The sequence below is a fragment of the Latilactobacillus sp. VITA-14 genome, assembly GCF_046580785.1.
GTDB classification, from domain to species: Bacteria; Bacillota; Bacilli; order Lactobacillales; family Lactobacillaceae; genus Latilactobacillus; species Latilactobacillus curvatus.
In genome coordinates this window covers 1-14,173 of the sequence record NZ_JBJKTM010000031.1, presented here as the reverse complement: position 1 = coordinate 14,173, position 14,173 = coordinate 1, and the positions used below count along the sequence as shown (strand labels likewise).

The following is a 14,173-nucleotide window of genomic DNA, read 5'->3' as shown; positions in this document are numbered from 1 at the left end:
AGACAATTCATGAAGCAATCGCCGGAATTGATAACTATATTCGTTGGTATAACAGTGATCGTATTTCACTTGTAGCGTAGCTACAGGCTATTAAATTCAATAATGTTGGGGCTTATTTAATATACTCTAAAGCGTTTTTAAAATCTAAACGGGACTAAAACTTCGGCCTCCGAAAATTAAATTAAGTAATTTAAATTGAAAGTCAAATTTGTTCGTACTTTTATGTCCGGATTCTTGACATAGGAGCCGGTTAACCGGAAAAGGCAGTTCGAAGCAGCACGTTTAAAACAAGAGTGCGCAGTCGAACGGGTTGGCTTTGAGGATTAACAGAAAAATACATATTATGGCGGGTTTAAGCCATAGTATGTATTTTTAGGTTATCCGGAAAAACGAGTTCGTTTCAACCCTCCACTTTCTTTTTGCCTTTAGAACGCTTAGAATATAGCGTAAGAAATCAAGACGAGGTGGCAATATGACAACGCAAGAACGACGTACAGCAATTCTGAATGCAATTCAAAAGAGTGCGCAACCCATCAGTGCCAAAGTATTAGCGCAACAATATAAAGTTAGCCGGCAGACAATTGTTGGGGATATCGCCTTACTTCGCGCACAAGGGGCCCAAATTATTGCGACAGTTAGCGGTTATTACGACCAAACGCAGACGCAACAAACAATGCCATATCAGGCACAAGTTGCCTGTCAGCATAATCAGGGGCAGACTGAACTCGAATTGACAACGATTGTTGAAAATGGGGGGCGCGTGATCGACGTGACCGTTGATCATCCATTGTATGGTGAACTGACCGGTCAACTGGGAATCGGCACCTTGACAGATGTCAAAGGCTTTATGCAAAAAATGGCCACAATGCCCCATCAGAAATTACTTTCAACATTAACCGACGGCATTCATTTACACACGATTGAATGCGCGTCAGAACAACGATTTAAGCAAATTGTCGCAGCGCTTAAACAGATAAATATTTATTATAACGCATAATTAGGTGTCTTGACATCTGTAAACTCTTTTTGTATGATAGGACCATTCATAACATAAGGGAGTAATGCGGGATGACAAAAGAACATAGGACACTTTTATGGGCTGCAGGTGGTGCATGGTTGTTCGATGCAATGGATGTGGGGATGCTATCGTTTGTGATTGCTGCGCTTGCCAAAGAGTGGCAACTCAGTAGCGCACAAATGGGATTAATTGGGAGTGTCAGTTCAATTGGAATGGTTTTTGGCGCCGTTATTTTCGGCATTTTAGCTGATAAAATTGGTCGAAAAAACAGTTTACTTTGTTCCTTATTAGTATTTTCGATTGGCAATGGGATATCTGCCTTTAGTACATCGTTGAGTCTATTTCTAGTACTCCGGTTATTGGTCGGTGCTGGGTTGGGTGGCGAGCTACCGGTAGCCTCGACATTAATCTCGGAGAATACGCCAACGGCATCGCGCGGTCGGGCTGTCGTATTGTTAGAAAGTTTTTGGGCAGCCGGGTGGTTAGTTGCCAGTTTACTCGCCTATTTTGTCATTCCAGTTTGGGGCTGGCGAGTGGTCTTATTGATCACGTCATTGCCCGCCATCTACACACTTGTGTTACGGAAACATGTTAAACAAGAGCATGAACCGACGACGATTAACCGTAAGGTACCATTCATGCAACGATTGCGTGTTTTATTTGAACCAGCGTATCGCCAAAGAACAATTATGTTATGGCTCGTATGGTTTTTAGTGGTCTTTTCATACTATGGGATGTTTTTATGGCTCCCCAGTGTGATGGTCTTAAAAGGGTTCAGCTTGGTTAAAAGTTTTGAATATGTGCTGATTATGACCTTGGCACAATTACCAGGCTACTTTGTAGCAGCATGGTTGATTGAAAAATGGGGGCGGAAACGTGTTTTAGGTGGCTTTCTAATCGGAACAGCACTCAGTGCATTATTGTTTGGCAATGCAAACTCAGTTGCCATGTTACTCGTGGCCGGTGCGCTGTTATCCTTTTTCAATCTTGGTGCATGGGGGGCGCTATATGCTTATACCCCAGAACAATATCCTGCACTTGTCCGTGGAAGTGGGAGTGGTTTAGCAGCTGGCATCGGGCGAATTGGCGGTGTGGTTGGGCCATTTTTAGTTGGTGCGCTAATTCAGCAGGGGGTATCAATAGCCGTGATTTTTACACTTTTTACGGGTGCGATACTATTAGCGGCTGGTGCCGTGTTCTTTTTAGGTCAAGAAACGATGAACGCCGTTTTAACGGATGAATAAAGATTTATTAAAATCAACTTTACAATTAAAACAACAGATGCGACAATATGACTCATAGGCGCTCGTGGCTCAACTGGATAGAGCAATCGCCTCCTAAGCGATAGGTTGCGAGTTCGATTCTCGCCGGGCGCACTTTGAAGCAATTGTCGTAAAAGCACACTAGATTAACTAGTGTGCTTTTTAATTGGTGTAAAATAATCAAGCAGAATGATTACGCTTTCACTTTCAGAAAGTTACGGATTTATGATTTATATTAGGTGAAAATATGTTAAAATAGATTCGTATTCAAAAATCGCAACGCAAAAGTTGCAATTAATCTGGAGGCTTTTTCATGTCATTAGTTAATGGTACAGAAATCTTTAAAGCTGCTCGTGAAGGTCATTACGCTGTTGGTGCTTTCAACACAAACAACCTTGAATGGACACGTGCTATCTTAGGTGCTGCTCAAGAAACTAACACACCAATCTTGATCCAAACATCAATGGGTGCTGCTAAATATATGGGTGGTTACGAATTATGCAAGAACTTGGTTGAACAAACAATCAAGTCAATGAACATCACAGTTCCTGTTATCATGCATTTAGATCACGGTAACTACGAAGCTGCTAAAGAATGTATCGAAGTTGGTTACAACTCAGTTATGTTCGATGGTCATGATTTACCATTCGAAGAAAACTTAGCAAAGACAAAAGAAATCGTTGCTTTAGCACATGCTAAAGGCATCTCAGTTGAAGCCGAAGTTGGTTCAATTGGTGGCGAAGAAGACGGTATCATCGGTGCTGGCGAATTAGCTGACGTTGAAGAAGCTAAACAATTAGCAGCTGCTGGTCCTGACTACTTAGCAGTTGGTATTGGTAATATTCATGGTGTATACCCTGAAAACTGGCAAGGTTTAAGCTTTGACCGTTTACAAGAATTAGCTGACGCTATTGACTTACCACTTGTATTACATGGTGGTTCAGGTATTCCTAAGGAACAAATCCTTAAAGCAATCGAAATGGGTATCTCAAAAGTTAACGTTAATACAGAACAACAAATCGCATGGTCAAACGCTGTTAAAGAATACTATGCAGAAAACAAAGATCAAGCTGAAAAAGGCTTCGATCCTCGTAAAGTTCTTGCACCAGGTACAAAAGCAATCAAAGACACAGTTGAATCACGTATCGAATGGTTCGGTACACCAGCTGTTAAATAATTATTGTTTTTCAAGAGTCCAACTTCGGTTGGGCTTTTTTTTGTGGTTTCATGCTAGAATGAGAGCAAAATAAAGGTGGGGATAAGATGACAGTTATTGAGCAATATAATGCAGGCCTTACAACTGATGCTGATCGAACACTCGCACTGGCAATGCACACCATTCTTCGGGCAGTGTTACCGGACGCAGAGATGAAGCTGGCTTATGGTTTGGTTGGGGATTATCAGCCTAAAGCAGTTTGCTATTTTGGCATTAATAAACGGCACATTGGGTTTTATCCCACTAATCAACCGATGGCCCATTTTGCAAAAGCTGTCGCACCATGTCAGACCGGCAAAGGGACACTACAATTCGAAAAAGATGTAACGGCATTACCAATCGAGTTGATTCAAACTATCGCGAGTTGGCAATTAGAACACGTTAATAAATAAGGCTTACCCATTTTGGGTAAGCCTATTTTTTAATGACCACTCGTCATTTTAATGCCGAGAATTCCGATTACTAATAAAATAACGAATAGCCAGGTTAATAAAGAAATGTGTTCATTGAATAAGATGATGCCGACTAAAATAGCTCCCACTGCGCCAATTCCGGTCCAAACCGGATAAGCAATGCTCAATGGTAATCCCTTCGTCGCACGAATTAGAAAACCGAAGCTGACGAGCATGCCAGCAATCGTCAGTAATGTGTAATTGAGCTTAGTGAACCCACCACTTATTTTCATAGTCGTTGCCCACCAAACTTCTGCCAATCCTGCAATCAATAAATCAACCCATGCCACACAATAGAACCTCCTAATAATATCGGCCACAAAAAAAGGACAGCCAATCACTTCTTCTTTGACCTAATGAAGTGATTAACTGCCCCGTGGCGACGATTAAATTAAATATAGCATAGCAAATTTTAGGTTAAAAGTGAAGCTTAGCCGATAGAACCACCAATTAAATAGGTGACGACCATGGTTAAGACGCCGGTTAAGACGTTGCGCAAAACACCTTTGAGTCGGTTTGCCTTGCCTAACGTTGCACTCGTGTAACCGGTCGCGATAAGGGCAAGGACAATTGAACCAATAGTTCCACTAACTTTGTAAGGGTATGGAATTGCTAGGATGGCGATGATTGGCAGCAATGAGCCTAACATGAATGAGAAAAATGATGAAAAGGCGGCATGCCACGGGTTGAAGTAATGGTGTAATTCAATATTGTATTTTTCGCGGAGTGTGATGTCAAGACTGTCTTTTTGCATGAACGCTGAAGCTACCTGATGTGCAAGTGGAGTGGGCAAGCCTTTTGATTCGTAAGTTCGTTGTAGACTGGCCACTTCAGCAGCGTATTCGTTTTGGATGGCTTCTTTTTGAAGCCGCATCATGGATTTCTGCGTATCACGTTGCGTGCTGACCGAGACGTATTCACCGCCACCCATTGAAAAGGCGCCAGCAAGCATGCCAGAAATACCAGCAAGAAAAATCGTGTACTGACTTTGGTGGGCGCTCGCGACACCCACTACGATTCCAGCTACAGAGATAATACCGTCATTTGCACCTAAGACGCCGGCGCGGATAATGTTCAAACGTTCTGATAAATGGAAACGATGTTCGAGTGGTGCACTGGCGGATAATTCTTTCATAATGGCGGACTCCTCTGGTTGATTTAACTTCATTATAGCTAATTGAGAAGGATTATCAATCGTTTTTGAACAATTGTTCACAACAAAAACATTGTATAAAACCTGTTATACCAGTACATGCGAATCATTATTACTAACGAATAATGATATAGTGAACAAAAAGTATGCCAACAGTCTAGCACATCAAAAAGGGTCGCAACAAAAATTTTGTCGTGACCCTTTCGAATTATAAATGCGTCAGTGCTTGGTAGTAGAAGAATGCCGCGATTGCGGTTAAGACTAAACCGGCAACGCACACAATGATTAGACCACCAATCGCTTGTTTCTGGTAGGCGCTATAGGCGGTTAGTCCAATGAAGAAGGTGGTTAGACAAACGCAGACGCCAAGGAGCATGAGCCATGTAATCATTAGTCAGCCCAGTCACCGTTTCTGAAAATGGGGACAATCTGACCGTCGTGCGTTAAGCCATCGATGTTCATTTGACTAGAACCGACCATGAAGTCAACGTGGGCTTGACTACGGTTTAAACCAGCTGCTTTTAATTCCTCTTCAGACATATCTGTGCCGCCTTCAATTGAAAAGGCGTAAGCAGAGCCGAGTGCCAAATGGTTTGAAGCATTTTCGTCAAATAAGGTATTGTAGAAGGTGATCTTTGATTGTGAAATTGGTGAAGGATCTGGTACAAGTGCGACTTCACCTAGGCTCTTGACCCCAGCATCGGTTTGTAAGAGTTTTTGTAAGACATCGTTGCCTTCTTCAGCGGTGGCTTTGACCACTTTGCCGTTTTCAAAAGTAAATTGCATGTTATTGAGTGTGTTACCAGCGTAACTCAATGGTTTCGTAGAAGAAATGTAGCCATCGATGTTGTTGGCATCAGCTGCTGAGAAAACTTCCTCAGTAGGCATGTTAGCGACGAATGAACGACCATCACTACTACGGCTAGGACCACCCATCCAGATGTGGTTTTCAGGTAACCCAATTGTGAGATCAGTGCCAGGAGCTGTGTAATGGAGTGCTTTGTATTGCGCAGCGTTTAATTCAGCGGCTTTAGCTTGCAGTTTCTTGCCATGTTGTTCCCAAGCAAGGATTGGGTCTTCTTTATCTACCCGGGTTGTTTTGAAAATCTCTGTCCATAACTTATCAGTTGCGGCTTGTTCGTCCATATCAGGAAAGACTTTCTTTGCCCAAGCGGGACTAGCTGCGGCAATTACAATCCAACTATTTTTGTTGGCTTGTGTTGCTTGGCGAACTTTAAGCATTGCTTGACCGTTTGCCTTTTGAACAGCAGCGACCCGATCACCATCGAGGCCCTTAAGGTTATCAGGATTGCTCGACATCACCGAAATCCGTTTGGCGTTGTTTGCTAACCAGTAATCGTATTCTTGTTTCTGGAAGTCTGGCACGTTAACGAGGCGATCTTCGGCTTTGTGTTGCATATTGATCCGATCGATGTCATCATCTTGCCATTTGATAATCACTTCGGCTGCACCGAGGTCATAACAAGCAGCTGTCATATCACGGGCGAATTCAGCTTGATCAACAGCGATTTGGAGCACCACTGTGTCTCCGGATTGCACGTTGATCCCTGTCTTAGCGACTAAAGCGGCGTATTTTTCAAGATTATGTTGGAAAGTAGTCATCAAAAATTCCTCCTTAAGGGCGATTTAATATGTTTATCATAGCACATGGCGATTTAAAAAACTCGTAAAACAGATAAAAACGTTTTCATGTTATTTAATTTTATGGTAGAGTGACAGTAGATAATATTGAAAAACGGATTGATCGGTTAAGGAGTGGGAACGATGGCACGGACAAAACGGATTAAAGCGGAGCAAATTCTGGATAAAGCATACGAAATGGTATTAGCGGATGGTTTAAAAGCAATTACAGCGCGCAGCCTTGCCAAGGCACTAGACTGTTCGACACAACCCATCTATTTAGAATTCGGTAATATGGCCAATCTCAAGCAAGCCATTTTGGAACAAGCCAAGGCGCGTTTGGTGTGGTATGTCAGTGAAGAACAACGAACAGATGATGCCTTAGTCAATCTCGGGATTGGCTATATTCATTTTGCTACAATCGAACCAGAACTTTACCGTGCGTTATTTATTGATAACCACTTTGGTAAGGATGAAGCACAACTTTTCATGGGGCAATTGACGCAAACTAGATTGCAGGACTATCAACCGTTAAAAACGGTTAGTGAGTCAGAACACGAACGCATTATTAACGAAGCGTGGATCATTATTACGGGTTTGGCGACCCTAACGAATGCGAAGTTGGTACACTATAGTGACGCAGAAATAGACGCGATGCTCAAACGAATGTTGAAGCGATGTTTTTAAAAAGAGACGTCTAAAAAGGCGTCCTTTTTTATATTCAGACTGTTATTCATTTGTAAGGTGGTTAAAGATTGGCAAATCTTTAGAAAACATGTAGTATAGGGGGGTAACTTATTAAATAATAGGAGGCAGCTTTGTGTCTAAAATTAAAGTAATGACTGTTTTTGGGACACGACCAGAAGCAATTAAGATGGCGCCGCTAGTATTAGCATTGAAAGAACGCGCAGATGAATTCGAAGCTGTGACGGTGGTAACTTGCCCAACATCGTCAAATGTTAGATCAAGTGCTTGAAATTTTTAAAATTAAACCAGATTACGATTTAGACGTTATGAAACAACGGCAAACACTTAGTGAAATTACTAGTAACGTATTAATGAACCTTGATAAAGTGATTGCAACTGAAAAACCGGATATCGTATTAGTTCATGGGGATACAACCACTACTTTCGCAGCAAGCATTAGTGCATTCTACAATCAAACAGCGATTGGCCATGTTGAAGCAGGACTAAGAACTTGAGATAAGTATTCACCATTCCCAGAAGAAATGAATCACCAATTAACAGATGTACTCAGTGATCTTTATTTTGCACCAACCAGTCAAAGTGAAGCCAACTTATTACAAGAAAATCACCCACAAAAGGCTATTTACATTACAGGGAATACAGCAATTGATGCATTGAAACAAACGGTTCAAAGCGACTACAATCATTCAATCTTGGATGTTGTTGATGCTGACAAACGAATGATTCTAGTAACAATGCATCGACGTGAAAACCAAGGTGAACCAATGAAACGGGTCTTCAAGGTAATGCGCCAAGTTGTTGAAACCCATGATGATGTTGAAATCGTCTATCCAGTGCATTTGAACCCTGTTGTGCAAGAAGCAGCGCAAGATATCTTAGGCAATCACCCGCGGATTCATTTAATCGATCCATTGGATGTTGTTGATTTCCACAACTTAGCTGCACGGAGTTTCTTCATCATGTCTGATTCTGGTGGTGTGCAAGAAGAAGCACCGTCATTAGGCAAACCTGTGTTGGTCTTACGGGATACAACTGAACGACCTGAAGGGGTTGAAGCAGGCACGTTGAAGTTGGTTGGGACACAACCAGAACAAGTTCATGATGCCATGGTTGAATTATTAGATGATCAAGCCGTATATGAAGCAATGGCCCATGCCAAGAATCCATATGGTGATGGACAAGCATCTCAACGGATTTTAGATGCAATTGCTTATCATTTTGGCCAATCAAAAGAAAAACCAGAAGCGTTTAAATAATGAGCATTGAAAAAGCCCTCGACCATTATCATTTTGACTGATAATGGCGAGGGCTTTTTTTGATGAGATAAACGTGCGGATTCAAACTTTTTTTTGTCTTAATACTCAGTTGCTAAGTGCAACCAAACGCACTTTATTTCTTTTCTTTCACAATATACACTGGTCTGTTTTTAACTTCTAGGTAGATTTTGCCGATGTATTTGCCGACAATCCCTAGGCATAGGAGTTGTAAACCGCCGACCATTAGGATAACTGAAATGAGTGATGGCCAACCGCTTGTTGGATCGCCAAAAATCAAAGCACGAATAACGATGAAGATTAATGCAAGCAGGGCAATCGCGAATGAGAAAAAGCCGACGAAGGACGCAATGGCTAATGGTGTTTCTGAGAAAGTTACAATCCCATCCAATGAATATTTGAAGAGTCCCCAGAATGACCAACTGGTTTGACCAGCAACGCGGTCTTGGTTCTTATATTCTAAGTACTTGGTGTCAAAGCCGACCCAACTGAAAATCCCTTTTGAAAAACGGTTGTATTCAGACATCTCTAAGATGGCATTGACCATCTGCCGAGTCATCAAGCGATAATCACGAGCACCATCCACGATTTCAGTTTGTGAAATCCGGTTGATAATCTTGTAAAATTGTTTAGCGAAGAACGAACGAACGGGGGGTTCACCCGCACGTGTTGTCCGGCGAGTGCCGACACAGTCATAACCTTCGACTTCAATGCCGTGAATCATTTCGGGTAATAGTTCAGGCGGATCTTGTAAGTCAACATCCATCACTGAAACGTAGTCGCCAGTTGCGGCTTGTAAGCCAGCATACAAGGCAGCCTCTTTACCGAAGTTCCGAGAGAATGAAATGTAGTGAACGTGTTCAGGGTCTTGTGCCTGTAACGCGCGCATTTCCGCCAGGCTTTCATCAGCAGAACCATCGTTAACGAAGATGTATTCGATGCGGTGGTCGGCTAGAGTAGCCGCTACTTTCTCAACTGCTGCGTAGAAAAGCGGAATTGATTCTTGCTCGTTATAACAGGGTACAATAATTGAAATCGTCTTAGTCATCTTAATCCTCCGAAGTATCTTTGAAAATCCATTTGCTAAATACATAGTTCGCTAAAATCACGATAATCTGATCTAGCACTTTAACAAGCATGTTGGGCCATACCAATAAGGAAATCCCAACAAACATAATTGCCGTATCCATTATGAATGATATACCACGGAAGAAAAAGAAACTAGCCATTTCACGGGAAAAGTCCTTTAAAGTTGTATATTTTGACTGAAAGACCCACGTTTTATTGGTGAAAAAGGCAAATAGTACGGATAAGAACCAGGCAATCGTGTTGCTGACGAGATAATTGATAGTTGTATAGTGGTCTAATCCGAAGAAAACGACCATGTTGACTAGGGTTGTTAAGACACCAAAGACCAAGTACATTAATTGTTCCCAGTATTTTTGAATGAGTTGTTGAATGGCTTTAATCATTGTGACCTCTTTTCAAAATGGCATTGTATCGCCGGAGAATCCGCCCCCGGAGTGCCATTTGTTGTTCTGTTTTTCTGAAAGTGTAGCGGGTGGTGATGTAGTTGACAATGCCGACGATTAACTGATCGATAATCTTGGCGGTCATACTCTGCCACCCTAAGAAGGAGATGGCGACAATCATCAAACCGTTATCCAAGAAAAAGGATACACCACGGAAAAAGAAAAACGAAAGCACTTCACGACACACAGCGCCAAACGTGGTGTATTTGGATTGGAATACAAGCGACTTATTGGTAAAAAAGCCAAATAAATTCGCGACAAACCACGCCATTGTATTGGCGAGTAAATACGGCCAAATAATGGTGTGGCGAAATACCCAGTAAGTAAAAATATTAACCAACGATGCTAAAAAACCAAAAATCGTATAGGTTAAAAAATCGTGGTATTTAAACACTAACCGTTTAATGAAAGCCATAAAGACAGCTCCTAGTTTGATTTATTAAGGTCTAAAAGACCAAAAGAAGGGCCGCGGTAAAAAGGGACGTAACCGCGGCCCAGGGAAGATTGGTTGAAACATACTTCTGCGCTTAACCAAATTTACCAAATAGGTGATTGCATCACCTATTCGGCAAATCCAGTTAATGCTCAAAGCATAACCGTTTCAAACGCACTCTGTTTTGAAACGTGCTGCGGAAGCCATCTTCTTCCGGTTAGCGACATCAGTCAAATCACCAACGTTGTCGGTAATCCGCCTGATTAGGCTAATCCTCAGAAGATAATCAGGCTTACAACGCACTCTGCCTTGAAACGTGCTTTATAAGCTAGTATCCTGTGCCTAGCTACGTCCGGCAAACAGCCAACTCGTTGGCTGTTTGCCAGACTAGGTTAGTGCTCGGATACTGACCGAGCTTATAGTGCACTTTGTTTTGCAACAATCTCTGATACGAATTTTTCAAGATGTTCGATATCTTCTGCTTCTGCTGATAGATCGACTTTGACAACGTCTGAACCCTTTGTTGCGCCGGTTTGTTCGAAGACGGCTGCAAAATCATCAACCACTTTACAGAAGTCATCGTAGAACGTATCACCGGAGCCACAGACACCGTAGACTTTACCAGTTAAATCAATATCCTTGAGATCTTCGTAGAAATCAACGGCTTCATCGGGGAGATCGCCATCATCGCCATAGGTGTAGCTGCAGACGATACAGATATCGCTGTCTTCAAAATCGGCAGGATCTGCTTGAGAGATTTCAGTGGTTTCAACGTCGACGTTCAAACTTTCGAGGGCTTCTTCAACGATTTCGGCAATTTCCTCGTTATTGCCGGTCATACTTGCATAGACTACTTTAGCAGTTGCCATTATTGGGACATCCTTTCACGTACGCGGCGCTCAGTGGCCGCAATTAACGAATTATACTATAAGGCATTATAGCAAAAGCCCCTTATTAAGAAAAGGTGCAACGGCTCTTTCACGGTTAATTGAACTAAAAAGCGACGATTCGTCCATTTTAATGGCAGATAGCGTATAATATAGAAATAGATACAATTAAAGGCTACAATGGTAACAATATTGGAGGTTTCATTTTGATTACATTAAAATCTGAACGAGAAATTAAAGGGATGGCTGCTTCTGGCGCCATTATTGCCGGCGTTCATCGCGGTTTGCGCGACATCATCAAACCAGGTATTTCGAGCTGGGTAATTGAAGAATTCGCAAACGACTACATCGAACAACACGGTGCCAAAGCATCTGAAAAAGGCTTTGAAGGCTACAAGTACGCAACTTGTGTCTGCGTGAATGAGGAAGTGGCACATGCCATTCCACGGAAGAACTTAATTCTAAAAGAAGGCGACATTGTCAGTGTCGACATGACCGTTAACTTGGACGGTTATGAAAGTGATTCTTGCTGGACTTATGCGGTTGGCGAAATCGCACCAGAATTACAAAAATTAATGGACGATACGCGCAAAGCACTTTACTTAGGCATTGATCAAGCCGTTGTCGGCAATCGCCTAGGTGATATCGGCCACGCCATCCAACAATATACCGAAGTTGAAAACAGCTACGGTGACGTCCGTGAATTGATTGGACATGGTATTCAACCAACGATGCACGAACAACCAAACGTGCCTTCATACGGTGAAGCGGGCAAGGGCTTGCGCCTTAAAGAAGGGATGACCATCACAATTGAACCAATGGTCATCTTAGGTGGCACATGGCACATCAAGTCAAAAGAAGTCCCTGGCGAAGACTGGGAATATTACGTCTCAGCAGATGGCACACCATGTGCGCAATATGAACACACAATTGCGATTACCAAAGATGGTCCTAAGATTCTAACCTCACAAGATCCAGAAATGGATGCTAAATATTTACTATAAAAAAAGAAACCTTCTCTAAAATGAGAAGGTTTCTTTTTTTGCTTTCAGAAAACTATTAGTCCATAGTTAATTCGTGTATAATAGAAATGATAAATATGCCTTAAGAAGTCGGGAAAATAAGCCTTTCAGGTAGAACGACTAATGTGTAAAAGAGAATTTGGAGTGACATATGACAGTAGACAATCAAAACCAGTTACCGGTGGTAAAACAGGACTTATCCAGACGGCAGAAGTTGATTGCTGTGGTGAAGTTAATGATGTTGCGTTCATCAGAAGCAAGCATTAGTGATAATTCGAAGGTAATCGCATATTATTCGTTATTATCAATCTTCCCACTATTAATCGTTATCGGGAACATCTTACCGTACTTCCAGTTAGATGTAATGAGCGTGGCGGATTACGTCCAAACGGCGGTGCCGCCCACGATATTCGACAAGATTATGCCAGTTCTGCAGTCCCTATTGAAGAAACGCAATGATGGCTTATTATCCGTCGGGATTTTAGGAACTTTGTGGGCAGCTAGTAAGGGCATCAACGCCTTGAAAATTAGTATTAATCGGGCGTATCGAGTCGATAAAATTCAGAATTTTATTCTAAAACGCCTCATTTCTCTAGGAACCACATTAGTCTTACTACTATTATTAGTCAGTTTGATCGTCGTTTTTACATTCGGGCAACAAGTTTTGGAATTATTAGTCCCAATCTTTAACATTCCTAAGACATACGTTAATATTTTTAGTAGTTTAAAATGGCCAGTGACGGTGATCGCCTTGTTCCTACTGCTGATTTTCATCTATTTCTTCGTTCCGAATGTGAAAATGCGATTGCGAAGTGTTCTGCCAGGGGCAGCACTGACAACGGTTGGCTGGTTAATTCTTGCACAAGCCTTCTCATTGTATATTCGTTACTTCGGCACGTCATGGAATAGTTACGGTGCAATCGGTGCGGTGATTATCTTACTCTTGTGGCTGAATTATTCCGCAACGATTCTGATGGTTGGGGCTGTCTTGAATGTTGTGATTGAAGAAGCACTGCATGGGCATGTTAACGCCAGTCGCGGTAAGGTTCATGACTTTATTGCGCGTCGGCGCGATCAAAATGAATGACAGCCGAAAAATTAATGAGACAAAGCACAAATATGAATTGAAACGTTAACCAATTATATAGGTTGTAAGAATTCGGGAATCAACCGGATGATTACAACCTATTTTTAGTCTCTAAAATTAAAATTATTTATCTCAACCGATATGTCAAACTAATGTTTTTACATATCGGTTTTTTGATGGACTTAGATTTCGTAAACCACTTTCACTTTCGATACTTTAAAAATATTTAATTATTTAAAAATCTTGAATATTGAATTACCGCCCAATGTTAAGGGGGTTATTCACAATTTAGTGTGAAAACTAAGTGTTTTTTATTAAGGTGTATTCCAGAAAAAGATTTCCTTTTGGCAAATTACAAGTTTAATCCGAACAAGCCCGGAATCTTTCAATGGCAGTCTGTTGATGATGTATTTTTAATGGTCGTTGATTAATTAGTTCAAGTGCTGCTAGGATCTCATCAGTCGTTACTTGGCTAAAATTGGTCTTTT

16 protein-coding genes, 1 tRNA gene and 2 pseudogenes are annotated in these 14,173 nt (G+C 41.7%); 10 read left to right on the top strand and 9 right to left on the bottom strand.

Annotation, left to right across the window (positions count from 1 at the left end; translation table 11 throughout):
- The 6 genes from ACF1X7_RS09620 to ACF1X7_RS09595 all read left to right on the top strand — a co-directional run.
- Window positions 1-80: IS3 family transposase (locus ACF1X7_RS09620; protein WP_411162720.1), on the top strand; the 80-nt coding region annotated here is incomplete at its 5' end.
- A gap of 392 nt (window positions 81-472) precedes the next feature.
- A complete protein-coding gene (locus ACF1X7_RS09615; RefSeq protein ID WP_039098240.1) occupies window positions 473-997 on the top strand; it encodes a transcription repressor NadR in 525 nt (174 codons plus the stop codon).
- 71 nt (window positions 998-1,068) lie between these two features.
- On the top strand, window positions 1,069-2,262 hold the full coding sequence (locus ACF1X7_RS09610) for an MFS transporter (protein ID WP_411162719.1): 1,194 nt from the start codon (window positions 1,069-1,071) through the stop codon (window positions 2,260-2,262).
- A gap of 58 nt (window positions 2,263-2,320) precedes the next feature.
- Window positions 2,321-2,394, top strand: a tRNA-Arg gene (locus ACF1X7_RS09605).
- Window positions 2,395-2,593: 199 nt separating this feature from the next.
- A complete protein-coding gene (fba, locus tag ACF1X7_RS09600) occupies window positions 2,594-3,457 on the top strand; it encodes a class II fructose-1,6-bisphosphate aldolase (protein ID WP_039098241.1) in 864 nt (287 codons plus the stop codon).
- Between the two features lie 86 nt (window positions 3,458-3,543).
- Window positions 3,544-3,888: an iron chaperone gene (locus ACF1X7_RS09595; protein WP_039098242.1), complete on the top strand. Its 345-nt coding sequence runs from the start codon at window positions 3,544-3,546 to the stop codon at window positions 3,886-3,888.
- 29 nt (window positions 3,889-3,917) lie between these two features.
- Here the strand turns inward: ACF1X7_RS09595 and ACF1X7_RS09590 are convergent, their stop codons facing one another.
- The 4 genes from ACF1X7_RS09590 to ACF1X7_RS09575 all read right to left on the bottom strand — a co-directional run bounded on the left by ACF1X7_RS09590 (window position 3,918) and on the right by ACF1X7_RS09575 (window position 6,724).
- The gene (locus tag ACF1X7_RS09590) at window positions 3,918-4,238 is read right to left on the bottom strand and encodes a DMT family transporter (RefSeq protein ID WP_089556369.1); all 321 of its coding nucleotides are present in this window, start codon (window positions 4,236-4,238) and stop codon (window positions 3,918-3,920) included.
- A 140-nt stretch (window positions 4,239-4,378) separates the two neighbouring features.
- Entirely contained in the window at window positions 4,379-5,083 is a 705-nt protein-coding gene (locus ACF1X7_RS09585) for a VIT family protein (RefSeq protein ID WP_004270792.1), read from the bottom strand.
- Between the two features lie 226 nt (window positions 5,084-5,309).
- Entirely contained in the window at window positions 5,310-5,492 is a 183-nt protein-coding gene (locus tag ACF1X7_RS09580; protein WP_039098243.1) for a hypothetical protein, read from the bottom strand.
- Window positions 5,492-6,724 (bottom strand): aminopeptidase, encoded by a 1,233-nt coding sequence (locus tag ACF1X7_RS09575; protein ID WP_253733806.1) that lies wholly within the window; start codon window positions 6,722-6,724, stop codon window positions 5,492-5,494. Before ACF1X7_RS09575 ends, ACF1X7_RS09580 begins: the two co-directional genes overlap by 1 nt.
- Window positions 6,725-6,886: 162 nt before the next feature.
- Here ACF1X7_RS09575 and ACF1X7_RS09570 point away from each other — a divergent pair, with 162 nt between their 5' ends.
- Together ACF1X7_RS09570 and wecB are read left to right on the top strand one after the other, a co-directional pair.
- Complete coding sequence (locus ACF1X7_RS09570; protein ID WP_054644190.1) at window positions 6,887-7,429, top strand: TetR/AcrR family transcriptional regulator; 543 nt, start codon at window positions 6,887-6,889, stop codon at window positions 7,427-7,429.
- A gap of 133 nt (window positions 7,430-7,562) precedes the next feature.
- Window positions 7,563-8,706, top strand: a pseudogene (gene wecB / locus ACF1X7_RS09565) (non-hydrolyzing UDP-N-acetylglucosamine 2-epimerase).
- A 133-nt stretch (window positions 8,707-8,839) separates the two neighbouring features.
- Here the strand turns inward: wecB and ACF1X7_RS09560 are convergent.
- From ACF1X7_RS09560 to ACF1X7_RS09545, 4 genes are all read right to left on the bottom strand, one after another.
- Complete coding sequence (locus ACF1X7_RS09560) at window positions 8,840-9,772, bottom strand: glycosyltransferase family 2 protein (RefSeq protein ID WP_039098246.1); 933 nt, start codon at window positions 9,770-9,772, stop codon at window positions 8,840-8,842.
- A gap of 1 nt (window position 9,773) precedes the next feature.
- Complete coding sequence (locus tag ACF1X7_RS09555; RefSeq protein WP_004270778.1) at window positions 9,774-10,196, bottom strand: GtrA family protein; 423 nt, start codon at window positions 10,194-10,196, stop codon at window positions 9,774-9,776.
- Window positions 10,189-10,671 carry a GtrA family protein gene (locus ACF1X7_RS09550; protein WP_411162718.1) on the bottom strand — a complete coding sequence of 161 codons (483 nt, stop codon included), beginning with the start codon at window positions 10,669-10,671 and terminating at the stop codon, window positions 10,189-10,191. Before ACF1X7_RS09550 ends, ACF1X7_RS09555 begins: the two co-directional genes overlap by 8 nt.
- A gap of 434 nt (window positions 10,672-11,105) precedes the next feature.
- The gene (locus ACF1X7_RS09545) at window positions 11,106-11,558 is read right to left on the bottom strand and encodes a flavodoxin (protein WP_004270785.1); all 453 of its coding nucleotides are present in this window, start codon (window positions 11,556-11,558) and stop codon (window positions 11,106-11,108) included.
- 224 nt (window positions 11,559-11,782) lie between these two features.
- On the opposite strand from ACF1X7_RS09545, the gene map reads away from it, so the two are divergent.
- Window positions 11,783-12,580 carry a type I methionyl aminopeptidase gene (gene map, locus ACF1X7_RS09540; protein ID WP_004270776.1) on the top strand — a complete coding sequence of 266 codons (798 nt, stop codon included), beginning with the start codon at window positions 11,783-11,785 and terminating at the stop codon, window positions 12,578-12,580.
- A 169-nt stretch (window positions 12,581-12,749) separates the two neighbouring features.
- Complete coding sequence (locus ACF1X7_RS09535) at window positions 12,750-13,685, top strand: YihY/virulence factor BrkB family protein (RefSeq protein ID WP_271260102.1); 936 nt, start codon at window positions 12,750-12,752, stop codon at window positions 13,683-13,685.
- A 360-nt stretch (window positions 13,686-14,045) separates the two neighbouring features.
- Here ACF1X7_RS09535 and ACF1X7_RS09530 read toward each other — a convergent pair.
- Window positions 14,046-14,173 (bottom strand): annotated as a pseudogene (locus tag ACF1X7_RS09530) (IS30 family transposase); the annotation flags it as partial.